We start from the raw sequence: 19,937 nt of genomic DNA, 5'->3' as shown, positions 1-19,937 counted from the left end.
TCTATTTCACGACACCAATATATTGATAATTGTTGGTAGTTTTTTGATAGCGTAGGTATTTACCCGTTGGTTTAGTATTTTGATCTAACAAGTTAATATCAATAAACTTCATATCCTTCGAGACACGAATATAATCCCCTTTACGCTCGGCATCATATTGACAATTATAATCCACACCAATCGTGTCCAATTTTTTGGTTTTGGTTTGGAAAATTTGTACTGGATTCAACTGATTTCTCTGCTGTTTATAGGCTTGTATTTTATAAGCACCTACACAACTATCGCCTTTATAGTAACTTTGGATCAAATAAATAGGCTGTCCAGACATCGTGACTTGATCAACACTTCGAATAAAACCCGCCTCAATGGTTTGAAGCTTCTTTTTAGGCGCATTTTTAAACTGCGCATAAGATGAATAGGTCCCCATGGTGCCACCGCCGCCAACATCAAAAGTATAGGTTTTAAACAATTGATCAGGCGTGTAATGAATAGTTAAGCCCAAACTATTGGTAAGTTTGGGAAAGCGATAAGCATAACTATCTGCATTTTTTTCAATCAGCTTGACTACATCACTTTCAAGTTGTTGATTGACTGTATAAAAGTCTTGCGCAGCATATTTTGTATAAACCTGTTGTTCCAAAGTACTTAAAGTCGTGGTATTGGCATAACTATGGTTTAAAAAACCAACAGAGAAGATCATAAAACTAGTAATTTTTGATATTTTTTTCATATAACTCACCCATTCTGTTTATTATTTATGAGATAAAATAAGAGCCTACACAGAGACTCTTATATCTATAGAATAATCTAATGACCATTAACCAATACGACGTTTCAAACCTGTCATTTGTAAAACGCGTGTTGAAATTTCCTCAATCGACATTTCAGAGACATTCAAATATTTAATGCCTTCTGAAATATAAATCCCTTCAACAGCGCGTAGTTCCATTTGACATTGACTAAAACTGGCATAACGACTGTTTGCCTTACGTTCAGTTCGTATGGCGACAAGACGCTCCGCATCAATCATCAAACCAAACAACTTACTCTTATGTTCTTTAAGGACTTTCGGCAAACGATTATCGTCTAAATCTTCTTCAGTCAGTGGGTAGTTTGCAACACGAATACCAAACTGTAATGACAAATAAATTGAAGTGGGTGTTTTCCCTGAGCGAGATACACCAATCAAGATTAAATCAGCTTTATCATAATGACGCGTCCGCGCACCATCATCATTGTCCAAAGCAAAATGTACTGCATCAATTCTTGCTTTATAGGACTCTGAATCAGTTACTGCATGGGTCTGTCCGACTAAAGTTGTAGGCGCCGTACCCAAAACATCTGACAACTTACTAATAAGACCTTCAAATACATCAAGATTTATAGCATTTGCAGTGTTAATAATATCACGTGCATAAGGGTCAACCAAAGTATCAAAAACTAAAGGGGGTTGCCCATCTTTTTCAGCCCGTTGATTGATCTCTTCGACCACATTCATTGCGGCTTCTTCTGAGGTAATATAAGGAATAATATGAATATCAAACTTAACATGCGGAAATTGTGCAAGTAGTGAATGTCCAAGGGTTTCAGCTGTAATTGCAGTGCCATCCGAAATAAAAAACACGCTACGCTTTATTTGGTTACTTTCTGACATTAAAATTCTCCTCAAACATTTGTCTTAGCACTGTATAATCTTTATAGTGAACTCATCTTACATGACTATCACTTAGTTAGATCAAAATGCTAAGTTTTTTGTTATAATTTCATGCCAAGATAGTGATTAATACTGCAAAAGTGGAGCAACAACTTTGGAAGCACGCGTAATCGGTCTGGAAAAACTAGGGAAACACGACGTTGAGATCGTGGGTGGCAAAAACTCTTCACTTGGAGAAATGATCAGTCATCTAGCAAATGCTGGTGTATCTGTTCCCGGTGGATTTGCAACGACTGCTGCTGCGTATCGTGAATTCCTAGAGCAAAGTGGTTTAAATGCCAAAATCTCTGCTGAATTAAAACAACTGAACGTTGATGATGTAAAAGTACTGGCTGAAACAGGTGCAAAAATCCGCCAATGGATTATCGATACGCCACTTACAGCTGAGTTCGAAAAAGAAGTTCGCGATGCTTTCGCTGAACTGTCTAAAGGCAATCCAGATGTTGCTGTTGCAGTACGTTCGTCTGCAACCGCTGAAGATTTACCAGATGCTTCATTTGCTGGACAACAAGAAACCTTCTTGAACATTCGCGGTATCGATAACGTCTTAATTGCAATTAAAGAAGTATTTGCGTCACTCTATAATGACCGCGCAATTGCTTACCGTGTACATCAAAACTTTGACCATGATGTGGTTGCCCTTTCTGCGGGTATTCAACGCATGGTTCGTTCTGAAACGGGCGCTGCTGGTGTCATGTTTACATTAGACACAGAATCTGGCTTCCGTGATGCCGTATTTATTACTGCATCTTATGGTTTGGGTGAAATGGTCGTTCAAGGTGCGGTTAACCCTGACGAATTCTACATTTCAAAACCATTGCTTCGTAACGGTAAACACTCTGTAATTCGTCGTAATCTCGGTTCTAAACACCAAAAAATGATTTATGGTGAAGAAGGTTCTACAGGTAAGTCTGTTGTAGTCGTTGATGTTGAAAAACAAGAACGTCAACAATTTGCATTAAATGATTTAGAACTTCAAGAACTGGCTAAACAAGCGTTAATTATTGAAGAACATTATGGTTCTCCAATGGATATCGAGTGGGCAAAAGACGGTGATGACGAACAACTTTACATCGTTCAAGCGCGTCCAGAAACAGTAAAAAGTCGTGAAAACGTCGGCACCATGGAACGCTACCTGTTAAAACAAAAAGGTACTGTGGTTTGTGAAGGGCGTTCGATTGGTCAACGTATCGGTTCAGGTCGTGTTCGTATTGTTTCTTCAATTAAAGAAATGGACAAAGTCCAAGACGGTGACGTACTTGTTTCTGACATGACTGATCCAGATTGGGAACCTGTTATGAAGCGTGCTGCTGCGATTATTACCAATCGTGGTGGTCGTACCTGTCATGCTGCAATCATTGCACGTGAATTAGGTGTTCCTGCAATCGTCGGTTGTGGTAATGCAACTGAAGTCTTGGTCGATGGTCAAGAAGTTACAGTTTCATGTGCCGAAGGCGATACTGGCTTTATTTATGAAGGTGCTTTGGATTTTGAAATTCAACGTAACTCAATTGAATCTATGCCGAAACTTCCGTTCAAAATTATGATGAACGTGGGTAATCCTGACCGTGCATTTGACTTCGCTCAAATTCCAAATGAAGGTATCGGTCTTGCACGTTTAGAATTCATCATCAACCGTATGATTGGTGTGCATCCTAAAGCACTTCTAAATATCGATAGCCTTCCACGTGAAACACGTGCAGCTGTTCTGGCACGTACTGCGGGCTACTCATCTCCAATCGAATTCTATGTAGAAAAATTGGTTGAAGGTATTTCTACACTTGCCGCTGCATTTGCTAATAAACCAGTGATTGTTCGTATGTCTGACTTTAAGTCAAATGAATATGCGAATCTCATTGGTGGTAAATTGTATGAGCCTGAAGAAGAAAATCCAATGTTGGGCTTCCGTGGTGCAAGTCGCTACGTCTCTGACAACTTCCGTGATTGTTTTGAGCTAGAATGCCGCGCCTTGAAAAAAGCACGTGATGAAATGGGCTTAACCAATATTCAAATCATGATTCCTTTTGTACGTACAGTTGCAGAAGCGAAACGTGTTATTGAGTTATTGGCGCTTAATGGTCTTAAACGTGGTGAAAATGGTCTTAAAGTGATCATGATGTGCGAATTGCCAACCAATGCATTATTGGCTGAACAATTCCTTGAGCATTTCGATGGTTTCTCTATCGGTTCTAATGACTTAACTCAGTTAACTTTAGGACTAGATCGTGATTCTGGTATCGTTTCGCATTTGTTTGACGAACGTGATCCAGCAGTAAAAGCATTGCTTTCTATGGCCATTCATGCTTGTCGTAAAGCTGGTAAATACATCGGTATTTGTGGTCAAGGCCCTTCTGATCATCCAGATCTAGCGCAATGGTTAATGGAACAAGGAATTGAGTCTGTTTCATTAAACCCAGACTCAGTTTTAGAAACTTGGTTCTTCTTAGCAGAAGAAAAGACTAAACAAGTGTAATAAAACATGTTAAAAAAGACCCATGCATGGGTCTTTTTTTTACCCATCTTTTTTTAGATTGAGATTTTAGTTTTATGCAAATTTACTTGGCGAGAAATAATCAACAAGCTGGGCCATATACCGTTGAGCAATTAAATCAGATGCTCGCAAGCCAACAAGTGTTACTTACCGATTTAGTTTGGCATCAAGGTATGACTGAATGGAAAGCATTAGGTGAAATAACGCAAGGTAAACTTGTTTATGAACCTACGGATTATATTGCCCCAAAAACAGAAAATACGCACGCCCAATGGCACCATCAAGATGAAATTAAGAAAGTTGCCCCTAAAAAAGAAGGCACTACAGTAATTGTAGCTGCATCCGTGGGTAAACGTATTTCAGCAAAAATGATTGATCTTGCTTTGTTAATTTTACCGCAAATCATCGTCACAATGCTTTTTATCCCCACTGAGGTAATCCAACAAAGTACGGATTTTTCAGTTGAAAATCAAATACGCCTCGCCGAAATGCTAAAAGATAGCATGCCAACATGGGTACCACTTGCATTATTAGCCTACACACTTGTGTTACTTTTCATTCAAAACTTACTCATTACTAAATCAGGACAAAGCATCGGTAAAAAGCTATTTAAACTTCAAATTGTTGACGCAGAAACCAATCAACTCCCTGGACAGTTACGTGGCTTTTTTATACGTTCATTTCTGTTTTTAGTCTTATCGCAATTCATCAGTATTTTACCTATAATCGCGCTGATCTTTATCGCCGATCTAGTATTGTTTTTCTACAAAGGAAACAATAGCTTGCATGATCGCCTTGCAAAAACAAAAGTCATTGATATTTCAAATTAATAGAGAGGCGATTTTCGCCTCTTTTTTCTTATAAGGCATTCAATAATAAACATTATTATAAATAAAATACCGACAATTCCGACTAAAAATATCAAGTATTTTAACATCAACATAATGCCCGTGCATCTATAGCTTAGTTTGTTGATATAAGGCATAATGCCCTACAACGTAGCGGTGTCATATGATTGAGAATGCTTTTCATTTATGAAAATAATTTTAATTCTCAATCATGCGACACTTTAATCGCTATCCCATATTAATTTAGGGAATGGGACTCTTCACCGAGGTTGTAAAATGAGACAAACGATTTTAGCTGTATTGTCTTTATCAACGCTTGCCGCGCTTTTAACAGGGTGTGGTGGTGATATGGTACTTCTGAACTCTAAAGGTCCAGTAGCAGAAGGTCAAAGTGACCTGATGATGAAAGCGATCTATTTAATGCTATTGGTGGTGATTCCATCAATCATCATGGCATTATGGTTTGGTTGGAAATATCGCGCGTCAAATAAAGATGCAGACTATAAACCTACTTGGGCACACTCTACAGCAATTGAAATTGTTGTTTGGGGTATCCCGTGTATTATTATTGCTATTCTTGCTTATCTAACATGGTGGGGCTCACACAAGTATGACCCATATCGACCATTAGAATCAGACAAAGCACCATTAACTATTCAGGTTATTGCTGAACAGTTTAAATGGATTTTTGTTTATCCTGAGCAACAAATAGCAACAATCAATGAAGTACGTTTTCCTGAGAAAACACCTGTCAACTTCAATATTACTTCTAATTTCACAATGAATTCATTCTTCATTCCGAAATTAGCAGGTCAAATCTATGCGATGGCAGGCATGAAAACTCAACTTCACATGTTAGCAAATGAACCTGGTGTATACCGTGGTATCTCTTCGAACTATAGCGGTTATGGCTTTACACAAATGCGCTTTAAAGCACACAGTGTGACAGAAGCCGACTTTAATAGTTGGATTGCTGCAGTGAAAGCAGGTAACGGCACTTCAATCAATCCTGAAGCTGTTCAAAAAACTGTTTTAGATAAAGCAGAGTTTGATTCTCTTAAAGATGGTGACCGTTCTACGCACCAAATTGAAGCGATGCTTAACAATGCTCACACACCAGAAGAAAAAGCCCTTGCAGAAGAAGCTGAACGTAAAGGTCCATTCCCTACTAAGCCTCATCCTGTAACTTATTATTCTTCAGTTGAGCCTAACTTGTTCGAAAGCATTATCACCAAATACATGAGCAACTATCATGGTGCAGACCATCAAGGTGCTGAACATGCAAATGTTGAACATGTTAATGCTTCTCATGGGGAATAAGACATGTTGTTATTAGGTAAACTCAACTGGGATGCGATCCCTAAAGAGCCGATTGTACTTGTAACAATGGTCATTATGGCTCTTGGTGCAATTGCAGTTTTTGGTGGTATTACTTATTTTAAAAAATGGGGCTACCTCTGGAAAACTTGGTTTACATCTGTAGACCATAAAAAAATCGGTATTATGTATATCCTTGTATCTGTTGTGATGCTACTTCGTGGTTTCGCAGATGCAATTATGATGCGTCTTCAACTGTTCCTTGCTAAAGGTGGCGGTGAAGGTTACTTACATCCTGACCATTACGACCAGATCTTCACCGCACATGGCGTGATTATGATCTTCTTCGTAGCCATGGGTCTAGTTGTAGGTATGATGAACATCGTTGTACCACTTCAAATTGGTGCACGTGACGTTGCATTCCCATTATTAAACTCTGTAAGTTTCTGGTTATTTGCTGGTGCTGCTGGCTTAATGATGGCATCGCTTGTATTAGGTGAATTTGCTGCAACAGGTTGGATGGCTTACCCTCCTCTGTCAGGCATTCAATATTCTCCTGGTGTCGGTGTTGACTACTATATTTGGGCTCTGCAAATTTCAGGTCTAGGTACGTTATTAACGGGTGTTAACTTCTTTGTTACCATCATTAAAATGCGCGCACCTGGCATGAACTTAATGGATATGCCGATCTTTACTTGGACTGCACTTTGTACAGCCGTATTGATCATTGCATCATTCCCAGTATTAACTGCAACGATTGCAATGTTAACGCTGGACCGCTACTTCGATTTCCACTTCTTCACCAATGAGCTTGGCGGTAGTCCAATGCTTTATGTGAACTTGATTTGGACTTGGGGTCATCCAGAAGTTTATATCTTGATTTTACCTGCGTTTGGTATTTTCTCTGAAGTGACTTCTGTATTTAGCCGTAAATCATTGTTTGGTTATAAATCAATGGTATATGCAACTATCGCGATTACAGTTCTTGCGTTCGTGGTATGGGTTCACCATTTCTTCACCATGGGTGCAGGTGCAAACGTTAATGCGTTCTTCGGCATCATGACCATGGTTATTGCAATCCCAACGGGTGTTAAAATCTTTTCATGGTTATTCACCATGTATAAAGGTCGCATTACCTTTACTACCCCGATGTACTGGACAATTGGTTTCCTTGTAACTTTCGGTATTGGTGGTTTAACGGGTGTATTAATGGCTGTTCCACCAGCTGACTTCTTGGTACATAACTCACTGTTCCTGATTGCTCACTTCCATAACGTAATTATTGGTGGTGTGGTATTTGGTATGTTTGCAGGTATCACCTTCTACTGGCCAAAAATGTTTGGTTGGAAGTTAAGTGAAGCTTGGGGCAAAGCATCTTTCTGGTTCTGGTTCTTCGGTTTCTATTTTGCATTTATTCCACTTTATATCCTTGGTTTCATGGGTATGACGCGTCGTTTGAATACATATGACAACCCTGAGTGGGATCCGTACTTGGCGATTGCTTTCTTCGGTTCTGTATTAGTTGCGATTGGTATCGCCTGTTTCCTCATGCAAATTATCGTTGGTTATTTACAACGTCATGACAACATGGACAATACTGGCGACCCATGGGATGCACGTACACTTGAATGGGCGACTTCATCTCCTGCTCCGTTCTATAACTTTGCTGAAGTTCCAAATGGTAATGGTATTGACCGTTTCTGGACTGACAAAGAAAATGGTGTAGCATATGCTCGTCCGGCTAAGTACGAAGACATTCATATGCCTACAGACCGTGCTGCTGGTTTTGTTATTGCAATGTTCCTTACGACAATGGGCTTCGCTTTAATCTGGCACATCTGGTGGTTAGTCGTAATTACTTTCCTTGGTGCTGTAATCAGCTTCATCGTAAGTTCATTCACTAAAAAAGTGGATTATTACGTACCTGCTGCTGAAGTAGAACGTATCGAAAACGAACGTTATGCTTTACTTGAAAAACACTTGAAGAAGGACTAAGGATATGGCTGAAGTACTTCATCACGACAACCACGGACACGATGAACATCATCACGATGATACGGACATCACCGTCTTTGGTTTTTGGACCTATTTGATGAGTGACTTGATTTTATTCGGTACACTCTTCATCGCGTTCGCTGTATTAAGCAGTCATATTCCAGCTGGAACACCAAGCCCTAAAGAGCTTTTTGGTGACACATTAGGTTTCGTTTTAACTGAAACTTTTGCGCTCCTTATCTCTTCAGTAACCTTTGGTTTTGCAGTACTTGCTTCTTACAAAAAGAATGTTAACCAAGTGATTTTGTGGCTTATCGTTACATTTATCTTTGGTGCATCATTCATCGGTATGGAATTATATGAGTTCACTCATTTAGTTCATGAAGGTCATGGTCCAAGTCACAGCGCGTTCTTATCTGCGTTCTTTACTCTAGTAGGAACACACGGTATTCACGTAACTTCTGGTTTGGTGTGGATGATCATATTAATGGTGCAAATCAAAAAATATGGTTTAACCACTGCAAACACGCGTCGTCTCGCATGTTTAAGCTTGTTCTGGCACTTCCTTGACATCGTGTGGATCTGCGTATTCAGCGTAGTTTACTTGTTAGGAGTTGTATAATGAGCCATGATCATAATGCCGCTGGTGCATCTCACGGTAACGTTAAGCAATACACTATCGGCTTCATTCTTTCAGTTTTATTGACTATTGTTCCATTCTATATGGCAATGCATACTGAAGATTTTAGCCGTGGTGCGATTATTGCAACAATTGCGATTACTGCAGTTGCTCAGGTACTGGTTCAGTTAGTGTTCTTCTTACACATGAATTCGTCATCTGAGCAGCGTTGGAACGTGATTGCATTTATTTATACAATTCTAACTATTGCGGTACTTTTAGTTGGTTCTGTATGGATTATGAATTACTTACATTCAAACATGATGATCTAAACTGATCATTATGTTTAAAAAGTATTTATTCCTGACTAAACCAGGAATTCTCTTTGGTAACTTTGTTACCACTTTGGGCGGCTTTTTCTTAGCCGCTCAAGGTTCTATAGATTTCATTCTCCTCCTGATTACCTTACTTGGTACAACACTTGTGGTTGCCTCTGGTTGCGTCGTCAACAACGTGATTGATCAAGATATTGATCAAAAAATGCAACGGACGATGAATCGTGCATTAGTCAAAAAAACCATTAGTCCAACTGTAGCGCTGGCATTTTCTGCGGCACTCGGTTTGATTGGCTTCGGCTTATTATGGTTTTTTGTTAATGCGTATGCCTTTGGTTTCGCAGTACTGGGTTTTGTGGTTTATGTAATTTTTTATAGTCTCTGGAGTAAGCGTACTACTATCCACCAAACCGTGATTGGTAGTATTTCTGGCGCAAGCCCTCCCGTGATCGGTTATACCGCCGTTTCAAATGAATTTGATGTTGCCGCTTTGCTAATTTTTTTAGCATATGCACTTTGGCAAATGCCACATTCATGGGGAATTGCAATATATCGTTTTGATGACTATAAAAATGCAGGCATTCCAATTTTACCTGTTGCACGCTCCATTTATCGAACCAAAGTTGAAAGTTTGATTTATGTTTTATTATTTGCTGCAGTGTTAAATGGATTGTATTGTTTTGGCTATACCAATGTGATCTTTTTGATTACCTTTAATGCACTTTGTGCTTATTGGATTTATTTATCGATCATTGGTTTCAAAGCTGAAAATGATCAAATTTGGGCAAAGCGCTATTTTTTATATTCTGTAATTTTAATTACAGCACTAAGCTTTAGTTTTAGTTTTAGCTACGTCTCTCCTGCACCACATCTGCCAATTTTTTAAGAAAAAAGATAGAGTCCTCTCTATCTTTTTTTTACTTACTACTTTTTTACTTATACACTCATGATGAATATCCATTAAAACATCACATCTTCAATTCACTTATTCTTATAAAATAATTTTCGCACATCACAATATGTATCATTTAATTCAAAAACATACTGACTAATTTTTATAAATAAAAATCTTTCATTTGCTCTACAAGAAAAAATTACACCTATATATAGCTCTCTCCTCATTAGCAGTAAAAATGGATTAACAATTAACTTTATTTCAAATTCTATTTTTCAGATAACAAATATTTTGAATAAGATTGCTAAAAATCGCTATATTCCTTATAATCAGCGCTCGCAATTTTTGCGGCTCAATCAATATATTTGATTGTGACTCCTTGCTTCAAATTTTATTTAAAAAGTTTGAGGCTGCATAAACCGTAAGGAGCTGACAATGCGTCACTACGAAATCGTAATTCTGGTACACCCAGACCAAAGCGATCAAGTTGTGGGAATGGTAGAACGCTACATTTCTCACATCAAAGATGCTGAAGGTCAAATTCACCGTCTTGAAGATTGGGGCCGTCGCCAATTGGCTTACCCAATTAACAAAATCCATAAAGCGCACTACATTTTAATGAACGTTGAATGTGGTCAAACTACGCTTAATGAATTAGAAGAATTGTTCCGTTATAACGATGCAATCCTTCGTAATGTGATTATCCGTCGTGAAAACGCAATCACTGAAGAGTCTTTACTTGCTAAGAGTGCTGAAGAAAAACGTGCGCGTAAAGCTCAACGTGAAGAAGCACAACAAGCTCAAGATTCTGCTGAAGCATAAGGAGAACAATCAATGGCACGTTTTTACCGTCGTCGCAAGTTCTGCCGCTTTACAGCTGAGAAAGTTGCTTACATCGACTACAAAGATATCGATACTTTAAAACAGTATATCACTGAAAATGGCAAGATTGTTCCTAGCCGTATTACAGGTACTAAAGCTCGTTACCAACGTCAATTAGCGCTTGCTATTAAACAAGCTCGCTACTTGTCTTTGATCCCTTACACTGACAATCATAAGTGAGGTTGAGCTGTGGATATTATTTTATTACAACGCATTAAAAACCTTGGTAAATTAGGCGATAAAGTTTCAGTTAAAGCTGGTTACGGCCGTAACTTCCTTATCCCTCAAGGTAAAGCAGTTGCTGCGACTGAGTCGAACACTGCTGCTTTTGAAGCTCGTCGTGCTGAACTTGAGAAACAAGAAGCTGGTGTATTAGCTACTGCTCAAGCACGTGCTGACCAATTGAACGAAGTAAATATCGTAATCACGGCGAAAGCTGGTGACGAAGGTAAATTATTCGGTTCTATCGGTACTCGTGACATCGCTGACGCGTTAACTAATGCTGGTCTTACTGTAGACCGTGCAGAAGTTCGTTTACCAAATGGCGCACTTCGTCATACTGGTGAATTCAACATCGCAATCCAATTGCACCATGATGTTGCTGCTGAAGTTCTCGTTACAATCGTAGCTGAGTAATTTTTGCAAAAAAAGGGCATGCTTTTGCATGCTCTTTTTTTATCTTTAAATTTTAAGTTTTCCTATCTTATTTTTATTTTCTAACACAGTATCACCCTCTTATTGCTAAATCTGTTAAGCTCTTAACTCACTTTTGCTTAATTATGAGCAAGTGCAAAAGCATGCATTGAATATTTATTTTATTATTAAAAATCAAGGTTTTATATGTCTCAGGCACCAGCCCCTGCTTCTACAAATACTTTTAAAACTGATGCAAAAACCAGTACTGCTGCACAGTTAAAGGAATTTCGTACGCCACCGCATAATTTGGCGATTGAACAAGCGGTGCTAGCTGCACTCATGACGGTTGCCGAATCATTTGAACAAGTCAGTGATGCCCTACATGAAAATGATTTCTATGCGACTCGGCATAAATATATTTTCCGTGCGATTGAAAAATTGGCGCAAGAAAGCTCGCCTTATGATGCAGTATTAGTCAACGACTGGCTGATTAAGCAAAATTTACTAGATGCGATTGGTGGTGAAGAATATTTAATGCAACTCATGGCAGATTCGCCATCAAGTTTCTACAATCTAGAAACCTATGCACATAAAATTCGTGAATTTTCAACACTTAGAAGTATGATTAAAGTCGGCAATGAAATTTTACAAAATGCCTATGACACCAAAGGTCGTGAAGTCAGTGAAATTCTAGATTTGGCCGAAACTAACATTTTTTCAATTGCAGAACAACATAACAATAATGCCAAAGCCCAAGGTCCAAAAGCCATATCAGCCGTTGTTGCCGATGTTTTTGATAAGCTGAATGAACTTTCACAAATGGAAGGCAGCATCACCGGTTTAACTTCAGGATTTATGGAGTTAGATAATAAAACCTCAGGGATGCAAGCTGGCGACCTCATTATTGTTGCTGCTCGTCCATCGATGGGTAAAACCACTTTTGCCATGAATTTAGTGGAAAGCGTCTTATTCAACTGTGACCTACCCGCATTGGTCTTTTCTATGGAGATGCCAGCAGATTCCATCGCCATGCGTTTAATTTCAGCCTATGGTAAAGTTCATCAAGGCCATTTACGTTCAGGTAAATTGGATGGAGAGGAATGGTCTAAAGTCACTGGAACCATCTTACAATTACAAGAGAAGCATCTTTATATCGATGACTCCTCTGCTCTACCACCAACCGAATTGCGTTCACGCGCACGGCGTATTGCCAAACAACACGGTGGTAAGCTTGGCTGTATTATGGTCGACTACCTACAATTAATGAAAGTCCCAGGAATGGGCGACAACCGTGTTGGTGAGATTTCAGAAATTTCACGTAGCTTAAAAGCTTTGGCAAAGGAAATGATGTGCCCAGTGATTGCACTGTCTCAGTTAAACCGTGCTTTGGAGAACCGTCCAAATAAACGCCCTGTAATGTCCGATCTACGTGAATCGGGTGCGATCGAGCAGGATGCCGATTTGATCATGTTTATTTACCGCGATGAAGTGTATAACAAGGACTCAAAAGAAGCAGGTACTGCTGAAATTATCATTGGTAAACAACGTAACGGTCCAATTGGTACAGTACGCTTGGCATTTGAAGGTCAATATACGCGTTTTAGCAATCTATCCCCTGAATATTATTCTCAATATGATGATGAAGAATAGATTTCAAACCAATAAAAAAAATGGGCAATTTTTTGTCCATTTTTTTATTCACTAGAATGTTAGATTGCATTGAATTTGACTTCGTTTTTCACAAGAACATTAAATAAATCCATTTAAACCAATGTCCATTTTGACATGATAGGACTACAATAATTACTTATTTTTCCCATGTAAGACTAATCTTTTTTTGATTAAAGCTTCATTCTAAAATCCCCCAACTCACAAAGCATATCTAGCACTTGATTGTCTAGTTTAAAGCATTGTCATTCTTAAGGAGCAACAAGGGTGCGCCAAGCAACAGTTTATATTGACCAAGAAGCACTTCAATATAATTTAAACCGTGTCAAACAACTTGCACCAACCGCCAAAATCGTCAGCATGGTCAAAGCTAATGCTTATGGACACGGAATCAAAGACTGTCTTGCAGCCTTAAGTTCTACCGATGCCTTTGGTGTCGCCTGCTTAGAAGAAGCTTTAGAAATTCGTAACCTTGGATACACACAACCCATCACGTTGATTGAAGGTGTATTTTCTGAAGATGAAATGGCAATCGCAATTAACAGTAATATTGAAATTATCGTACATCATCAGCCACAAATTGAATGGTTACTTGCACACAAAGCGGCATACCAAGCTAAAAATTTAAAAGTTTGGGTCAAACTCAACAGTGGCATGAATCGTCTAGGCTTTAAAGTTCCAGACATTATCAAGATCATTCATACACTGAAAGCAGCAGGTTTCACCTGTGTATTGGCCATGCATTTTGCCAATGCCGATGCCGATAATCTTTTAAACGAACAACAAAAAAATCAGTTTTTACAGGTGAAAGAAGCATGTTCACCAGTGATGGGTTCATGCTGTAATTCAGCAGCTATTTTCAAATGGCCTGAATTAAACTTCGATTTTGTTCGCCCAGGTATTATGCTTTACGGTGCATCACCATTTGCAGATCAATCTGTACAAGCACTAGATCTTCAACCTGTGATGACTTTTACTGCTGAAATTATTGCGCTCAACCATATTCACGCGGGTGAAGTTGTGGGTTATGGTTCAACTTTTACTGCTGAAACTGCAATTGATATTGCCATTGTTTCAATTGGTTATGGCGATGGCTATCCACGTGCATTCCCCAAACAAAACTATGTTGCAATTCATGGACAGTCCATTCCGATCATTGGTCGGGTTGCGATGGATATGATTGCTATTGATGTCACTGGACTAAATGCAACATTAGGTACGGTGGTTGAGCTTTGGGGGAAAGATCGATTGGTAGATGATGTCGCAGAAGCCAATGGCACTATTGGCTATGAACTCCTTTGTCGTTTAAGCAATCGCCCTGTTCGTAAATAATCTGGATGATTTTTAAAAATCCAGGTCTCTACTTGGATTTTTATTTCAGTATCATTGAGCTTAACAATACAAAATATAAATCGGTAGGATGATGATAGTTCTTGCGAAACGTCAGGATATTTTTTATTGTGTAGCAGTACCTTTTCAAATTCCTCACTTAACGGTTAATTGATTTAATATTCATTATGTCCTTACAAGAAAAAGAAACGTCCAATAGCCTGTATCGTCAATGGCAAATTTTATCCCGTCTCTCTACTGGGAAGTGGTTAGGTACGCGTGAATTACAAGAGACTTTAGAACGTGAAGGTATCGAAATTAGTTTACGAACCATTCAGCGTGATTTAAATCAAATTTCTCAGCGCTTTCCGATTGAAAGCAATAAAACCGTACCTCAAGGATGGCGTTGGCGTTCGGATGCACCGATTCAAAGCCTGCCCCACATGACCAGCTCTCAAGCCGTAACATTCATGATGGTGGAAGAACATCTCAAACACCTCCTGCCGCCAAGCCTGATTGATGAAATGAATCCTTGGTTTGATTTAGCACGGCGCAGTTTATCGACACAAAATAATGTGCGCCAATGGATTAATCGAGTTCGAATTGTTCCTGCGAGCCAACCTGTAATCCCCCCCGTGGTTGAACGACAAGCGCAACAAGCCATTTATGAAGGTCTATTACAAGACAAACAAATTGAATGTATTTATCGTGCGCGAGGGCATCAAGGCGAAGAGAAAACCTACACCTTAAATCCGCTTGGTTTAGTGCAAAAAGGTGCCATAATTTACCTCATTTGCACGCGCTTTGATAAATCTGAAGTACAAACCTTTGCATTACATCGTTTTAAATCAGCAACCGTTTTAGACTCTCGCGCATTGCACCCTGTTAATTTTGATATTGATGTTTATATTGATTCTGGCGCACTCGGTTTTAGAGTTGATTTTTCTAAACCAACAGAAAATATTGAATTAAAACTACTTATGAATGAAGATGATGCTTTATATTTCACCGAGAGCCAACTCAGTAAAGCGCAAAAAATTGAACAACTCACCCCAGAACTTTATCAAATTACGGCCAATGTTCCATTTACATCACAATTAGTCTGGTGGCTTAGAAGCTTTGGTAAAAAACTCATTCGGATCGAACCTATTGAAGTTTTTAATGCAGTACATGAAATTGAATAACTTTAGAAAATAAAAAAAGAGCCTTTTAGGCTCTTAATAATTTTATGGTTATATTGTTATTCTTATTATCGTTGTCGCTTCTATAATTCATATTGGATTTTATTCCCCCAAATACAACATGAATGCTGATTCATTAAAGAATTATGGTTCATCACATCGTACAGCATGCGAGTTCACCACTATTATAACGTATAGATTTCATTGTCATGGTTTTACCTCTGGTTGTGAACGTAAAATTAATATAACGGTTAAACCCACGATAGCAAAATAATGAAAAATGCTGAACAATGCATATATATGTCTGAAGACAAAATCAGCAATGCTTTTTCATAATGTTCCAAAGATAAAAAAGCCCACATCATGGATGCAGGCTCAATTAATTAAAAGCTAAAATTTAAGCGGTTTTTTTCGTTTGTGCATTCTTACGAATGGTAATCATGATTAACTGCACCGCAGCAGGTGTAACACCTGGAATACGACTCGCCTGCGCTAAAGTCTCAGGGCGTACATCTTTCAGTTTCAATGTAATTTCACGTGATAAACCAGACACGATGTCATAATCAAAATTCACTGGAATTTTGGTGTCTTCCAAACGTTTCATCTGCGCAACATCTTCATGCTGACGATTAATGTAGCCCGCATATTTCACTGCAATTTCAATTTGCTCGCCTACAAATGGAGTAACTTCAGAACCTGTAAGTTCTGCAATTTGAGCAAAATTAATATTTGGACGTTTCAATAAATCAATCGCAGAACATTCTTTAGAAAGATCCGCACCCGTCATCTCAACGAATTTTTTACCCATTGGATTATTTGGTGCAGCCCAAAGATGTTGTAATCGACTGGTTTCTTTCTCAACTGCTTCCATTTTTTCACAGTAAGCTGCCCAACGCGTATCATCAACCAAGCCCATTTCACGACCAATTGCCGTTAAGCGCTGATCCGCATTATCCTCACGAAGCATCAAACGGTATTCCGCACGTGAAGTAAACATACGGTACGGTTCTTTCGTACCTAATGTAATCAAGTCATCAACAAGAACGCCCATGTACGCTTCATCACGTTTCGGCGTCCATTGCTCTTGATCCCAAGCACGGCGAGCAGCATTTAAACCTGCCAATAAACCTTGTGCACCAGCTTCTTCATAACCCGTGGTACCGTTAATTTGACCTGCAAAATACAAGTTATTAATGGCTTTGGTTTCTAAAGAGAACTTCAATGCTTGTGGATTGAAATAATCATACTCAATTGCATAACCCGGACGAAGAATGTGTGCATTCTCCATACCACGAATCGAACGAACCAATTCAAACTGAACATCAAACGGTAGCGACGTTGAAATACCATTTGGATAAAGCTCATGTGTCTCTAAGCCTTCTGGCTCCAAAAACACTTGATGCGAATCTTTATCTGCAAACTTATGAATTTTATCTTCAATTGATGGGCAGTAACGCGGCCCTACACCTTCAATTTTACCTGTGTACATTGGCGAACGGTCTAAGCCACCACGAATAATGTCATGTGTGCGTTCATTGGTATGCGTAATATAACAATTTACTTGTTCAGGATGCATAGAAGCATCGCCCATGAATGACATGGTTGGCGATGGAAAATCACCCGGCTGCGCTGTCATTACAGAGAAATCAACAGAACGCGCATCAATACGTGGTGGTGTACCTGTTTTTAAACGACCTACAGGTAAATTTAATTCGCGTAAACGCGCTGCCAATGAAATAGATGGAGGATCACCGGCACGACCACCGCTCGATTTTTCGAGTCCTACGTGAATCACACCACCCAAGAATGTACCTGTAGTCAACACGACAGTTTTCGTATCAAAACGGATACCCATTTGCGTCACAACACCTTTAACGGTATCGCCATCTACAATTAAGTCATCTGCTGATTGTTGAAAAATATCTAAGTTGGCTTGATTTTCTAGCGTATGACGAATAGCTGCTTTAAAACGCACACGGTCAGCTTGCGCACGTGTTGCACGTACTGCTGCGCCTTTACGCGAATTTAAAATACGGAATTGAATACCACTTTTGTCGGCAGCCAATGCCATTGCACCGCCCAGTGCATCAATTTCACGTACTAAATGTGATTTACCAATACCACCGATGGCAGGGTTACAACTCATCTGCCCTAAAGTCTCAATGTTATGAGTTAAGAGCAATGTCTGTCGACCCATACGCGCCGCAGCAAGTGCTGCTTCGGTACCTGCGTGACCGCCACCGATAACAATGACATCGTAAACTTTAGGATAATGCATAATGGTTTGAGAGATAAAAAAAATGACTGCATATTATAGCAAAAAATTAGCTTGTCTTATATTTGTTTTTCAAAATTGTCTACACAAAATAGACAACTGCATACATTGTTATGACAATTTTCACTATGAATATTCTGCAAAAATAGATTAAATTTTAAGCTGATGATTCATAAAACATAATTATCAACTGTTCAAAATCCTCAACAATCATCCAACTTCATATAAAAGGATATTGTAATGAAAAATATTGCATTAAAAGCTTTTTCTATTTCACTCATGTGTTTAATGAGTTTTAGTTATGCCAATGCTGCTCAACACAAAATGAGTAAAACTGAAACACATAATGCTGTGACTCAACTGCAAATGAAAGTGTGTCACAATAAAAAGCAAGGTGAATGGGTGTCTTATAACTACAAAGGCGTATTATTCAACGGTACCTGTCAACACAATGCGCATGGCAAGCTCCAATTCATGCCGCCTGCTCCACATTCATAAACAATTCCGAACAATCCCCGATAAAAGTGGTTATATTTTTATAACCACTTTTTATTTACCCATTTATTAAAGCCTTTAAAATTCAAATATTGTAAAACTAGATAGATCGCATCAATACCTACCTATTAAACCCTCACATTTAATCAATAGAAACTTACCTGCCTTAAAGCATAGGCTCTCAAGCGAACAACAAGACGGATTAATATATTTGCAAGTTTAAAAAAAACACATATATTCAAAGAATAAGAACATAATTTTTACGATAACAAAGGACAAAAAATGGATTCAGGGATTATTACCATATTACTTCCCTTAGCATTGGCTATTATTATGGTCGGCTTAGGGTTAGAACTCACTCCAAAAGACTTTACACGTGTTACTCAACACCCTAAAGCTGTTTTAATTGCTTTATTTTGTCAGTTAGTGGTGTTAGTCAGCATTGCTTTTGTGATCTGTAAAGTATTAGCACTTCCTCCACTTCTTGCAGTTGGTTTAATGCTACTCGCAGCCTCACCTGGTGGAAGCACTGCAAATTTATTTAGCTATCTCTTTAAAGGTGATATTGCACTGAATATCACCTTAACCGCAATCAATTCAGTCGTTGCAGCCTTTACCTTACCCTTAATTGTCAATTTTTCTATTCAACACTTCATGAATGATGGTCAACAAATTAGCTTACAACTCAGTAAAATTTTACAAGTTTTTGCCATTATTATTGTTCCCGTTTGCATCGGCATGCTGATTCGACATTTTGCTCCACGATTTACAGAGAAACTGAACAAACCACTGCGAATTTTTGCCGTGGTGTTTTTAGTTTTAATTATTATTGGTGCGATTACCAAAGAACGGCATCAAATTCTCGAATATCTCACTCAGGTCGGTCTAGCGACTGTCATATTTTGTATCTGTAGTTTAAGCATTGGCTATTTTGTGCCACGTTTTCTAGGTATTAATAGCGCACAAGCACGCGCCTGTGCTTTTGAAATTGGAATCCACAACAGTACTTTAGCCATGACCATTGCTTTAACAGTCATGGTAAATTCAACCATCGCCATGCCTGCTGCAGTATATTCAATTTTCATGTATATCTTTGCTGCAATTTTTGGAACATTATTAAATAAGTTCGCTATAAACAAGAAGATTCAATTACAAACAAATTAAACCTCTCAACATTGATTCAACCATCCTAAAATAAAAGAATGACCAAAGTCATTCTTTTATTTTTTGCTTGAATATAAGCGAAGCTGCTTGGTT

The 19,937-nt window shown here is 38.7% G+C and carries 18 protein-coding genes; 15 read left to right on the top strand and 3 right to left on the bottom strand.

The genetic code is table 11. The features are described 5' to 3' along the window. Window position 1: 1 nt before the first annotated feature. Window positions 2-730 carry a hypothetical protein gene (locus B9T28_RS07590; protein ID WP_086203384.1) on the bottom strand — a complete coding sequence of 243 codons (729 nt, stop codon included), beginning with the start codon at window positions 728-730 and terminating at the stop codon, window positions 2-4. An 87-nt stretch (window positions 731-817) separates the two neighbouring features. Next, window positions 818-1,654 carry a posphoenolpyruvate synthetase regulatory kinase/phosphorylase PpsR gene (gene ppsR / locus B9T28_RS07585; RefSeq protein WP_086203383.1) on the bottom strand — a complete coding sequence of 279 codons (837 nt, stop codon included), beginning with the start codon at window positions 1,652-1,654 and terminating at the stop codon, window positions 818-820. A 154-nt stretch (window positions 1,655-1,808) separates the two neighbouring features. Here ppsR and ppsA point away from each other — a divergent pair, with 154 nt between their 5' ends. The 13 genes from ppsA (at window position 1,809) to B9T28_RS07520 (ending at window position 15,913) form a co-directional block, all read left to right on the top strand. Then, window positions 1,809-4,187, top strand: coding sequence for a phosphoenolpyruvate synthase (gene ppsA, locus B9T28_RS07580; RefSeq protein ID WP_086203382.1), 2,379 nt, complete (start codon window positions 1,809-1,811; stop codon window positions 4,185-4,187). 74 nt (window positions 4,188-4,261) lie between these two features. Then, window positions 4,262-5,035: an RDD family protein gene (locus tag B9T28_RS07575; RefSeq protein WP_086203381.1), complete on the top strand. Its 774-nt coding sequence runs from the start codon at window positions 4,262-4,264 to the stop codon at window positions 5,033-5,035. A 294-nt stretch (window positions 5,036-5,329) separates the two neighbouring features. After that, window positions 5,330-6,373, top strand: a complete 1,044-nt coding sequence (cyoA, locus tag B9T28_RS07570) for a ubiquinol oxidase subunit II (protein WP_086203380.1) — start codon at window positions 5,330-5,332, stop codon at window positions 6,371-6,373. Window positions 6,374-6,376: 3 nt separating this feature from the next. Beyond that, window positions 6,377-8,365, top strand: coding sequence for a cytochrome o ubiquinol oxidase subunit I (gene cyoB, locus B9T28_RS07565; protein WP_086203379.1), 1,989 nt, complete (start codon window positions 6,377-6,379; stop codon window positions 8,363-8,365). 4 nt (window positions 8,366-8,369) lie between these two features. Then, complete coding sequence (gene cyoC, locus B9T28_RS07560; RefSeq protein ID WP_086203378.1) at window positions 8,370-8,987, top strand: cytochrome o ubiquinol oxidase subunit III; 618 nt, start codon at window positions 8,370-8,372, stop codon at window positions 8,985-8,987. Next, entirely contained in the window at window positions 8,984-9,316 is a 333-nt protein-coding gene (cyoD, locus tag B9T28_RS07555) for a cytochrome o ubiquinol oxidase subunit IV (protein WP_171263359.1), read from the top strand. The genes cyoC and cyoD overlap by 4 nt, the downstream gene beginning before the upstream one ends. Before the next feature lie 10 nt (window positions 9,317-9,326). Continuing rightward, window positions 9,327-10,205: a heme o synthase gene (cyoE, locus tag B9T28_RS07550; RefSeq protein WP_086203376.1), complete on the top strand. Its 879-nt coding sequence runs from the start codon at window positions 9,327-9,329 to the stop codon at window positions 10,203-10,205. Window positions 10,206-10,649: 444 nt separating this feature from the next. Continuing rightward, the gene (gene rpsF, locus B9T28_RS07545; protein ID WP_086191056.1) at window positions 10,650-11,036 is read left to right on the top strand and encodes a 30S ribosomal protein S6; all 387 of its coding nucleotides are present in this window, start codon (window positions 10,650-10,652) and stop codon (window positions 11,034-11,036) included. A 12-nt stretch (window positions 11,037-11,048) separates the two neighbouring features. Then, entirely contained in the window at window positions 11,049-11,276 is a 228-nt protein-coding gene (gene rpsR, locus B9T28_RS07540; protein ID WP_004648825.1) for a 30S ribosomal protein S18, read from the top strand. A gap of 9 nt (window positions 11,277-11,285) precedes the next feature. Next, window positions 11,286-11,732 carry a 50S ribosomal protein L9 gene (gene rplI / locus B9T28_RS07535; RefSeq protein ID WP_086203375.1) on the top strand — a complete coding sequence of 149 codons (447 nt, stop codon included), beginning with the start codon at window positions 11,286-11,288 and terminating at the stop codon, window positions 11,730-11,732. 204 nt (window positions 11,733-11,936) lie between these two features. Further along, the gene (gene dnaB, locus B9T28_RS07530; RefSeq protein WP_086203374.1) at window positions 11,937-13,382 is read left to right on the top strand and encodes a replicative DNA helicase; all 1,446 of its coding nucleotides are present in this window, start codon (window positions 11,937-11,939) and stop codon (window positions 13,380-13,382) included. Between the two features lie 285 nt (window positions 13,383-13,667). After that, complete coding sequence (alr, locus tag B9T28_RS07525) at window positions 13,668-14,732, top strand: alanine racemase (RefSeq protein WP_086203373.1); 1,065 nt, start codon at window positions 13,668-13,670, stop codon at window positions 14,730-14,732. 185 nt (window positions 14,733-14,917) lie between these two features. Continuing rightward, entirely contained in the window at window positions 14,918-15,913 is a 996-nt protein-coding gene (locus B9T28_RS07520; RefSeq protein ID WP_086203372.1) for a helix-turn-helix transcriptional regulator, read from the top strand. A 394-nt stretch (window positions 15,914-16,307) separates the two neighbouring features. Here B9T28_RS07520 and mnmG read toward each other — a convergent pair whose 3' ends face one another. Then, window positions 16,308-18,188: a tRNA uridine-5-carboxymethylaminomethyl(34) synthesis enzyme MnmG gene (gene mnmG / locus B9T28_RS07515; protein WP_086203371.1), complete on the bottom strand. Its 1,881-nt coding sequence runs from the start codon at window positions 18,186-18,188 to the stop codon at window positions 16,308-16,310. A 237-nt stretch (window positions 18,189-18,425) separates the two neighbouring features. Between mnmG and B9T28_RS07510 the strand changes: the two genes are divergently transcribed. Continuing rightward, the gene (locus tag B9T28_RS07510; RefSeq protein WP_086203370.1) at window positions 18,426-18,683 is read left to right on the top strand and encodes a hypothetical protein; all 258 of its coding nucleotides are present in this window, start codon (window positions 18,426-18,428) and stop codon (window positions 18,681-18,683) included. Window positions 18,684-18,962: 279 nt separating this feature from the next. Continuing rightward, the gene (locus tag B9T28_RS07505; RefSeq protein ID WP_086203369.1) at window positions 18,963-19,844 is read left to right on the top strand and encodes a bile acid:sodium symporter family protein; all 882 of its coding nucleotides are present in this window, start codon (window positions 18,963-18,965) and stop codon (window positions 19,842-19,844) included. Window positions 19,845-19,937 lie beyond the last annotated feature (93 nt).

Origin of the sequence: Acinetobacter silvestris (assembly GCF_002135235.1) — a bacterium.
In the GTDB taxonomy this organism is placed as follows: Bacteria; Pseudomonadota; Gammaproteobacteria; order Pseudomonadales; family Moraxellaceae; genus Acinetobacter; species Acinetobacter silvestris.
Note: the sequence above shows the minus strand (reverse complement) of the source record. Positions and strands in the feature narration are given on the sequence as shown.

Excerpts from the sequence above, each read along its gene's own strand:
- cyoC (WP_086203378.1), top strand. The coding sequence starts at position 8,370 with ATGGCTGAAGTACTTCATCACGACAACCACGGACACGATGAACATCAT.
- B9T28_RS07590 (WP_086203384.1), bottom strand. The coding sequence starts at position 730 with ATGAAAAAAATATCAAAAATTACTAGTTTTATGATCTTCTCTGTTGGT.
- rpsR (WP_004648825.1), top strand. The coding sequence starts at position 11,049 with ATGGCACGTTTTTACCGTCGTCGCAAGTTCTGCCGCTTTACAGCTGAG.
- dnaB (WP_086203374.1), top strand. The coding sequence starts at position 11,937 with ATGTCTCAGGCACCAGCCCCTGCTTCTACAAATACTTTTAAAACTGAT.
- cyoE (WP_086203376.1), top strand. The coding sequence starts at position 9,327 with ATGTTTAAAAAGTATTTATTCCTGACTAAACCAGGAATTCTCTTTGGT.
- B9T28_RS07505 (WP_086203369.1), top strand. The coding sequence starts at position 18,963 with ATGGATTCAGGGATTATTACCATATTACTTCCCTTAGCATTGGCTATT.
- cyoA (WP_086203380.1), top strand. The coding sequence starts at position 5,330 with ATGAGACAAACGATTTTAGCTGTATTGTCTTTATCAACGCTTGCCGCG.
- rpsF (WP_086191056.1), top strand. The coding sequence starts at position 10,650 with ATGCGTCACTACGAAATCGTAATTCTGGTACACCCAGACCAAAGCGAT.
- cyoB (WP_086203379.1), top strand. The coding sequence starts at position 6,377 with ATGTTGTTATTAGGTAAACTCAACTGGGATGCGATCCCTAAAGAGCCG.
- B9T28_RS07510 (WP_086203370.1), top strand. The coding sequence starts at position 18,426 with ATGAAAAATATTGCATTAAAAGCTTTTTCTATTTCACTCATGTGTTTA.
- B9T28_RS07520 (WP_086203372.1), top strand. The coding sequence starts at position 14,918 with ATGTCCTTACAAGAAAAAGAAACGTCCAATAGCCTGTATCGTCAATGG.
- mnmG (WP_086203371.1), bottom strand. The coding sequence starts at position 18,188 with ATGCATTATCCTAAAGTTTACGATGTCATTGTTATCGGTGGCGGTCAC.
- ppsR (WP_086203383.1), bottom strand. The coding sequence starts at position 1,654 with ATGTCAGAAAGTAACCAAATAAAGCGTAGCGTGTTTTTTATTTCGGAT.
- B9T28_RS07575 (WP_086203381.1), top strand. The coding sequence starts at position 4,262 with ATGCAAATTTACTTGGCGAGAAATAATCAACAAGCTGGGCCATATACC.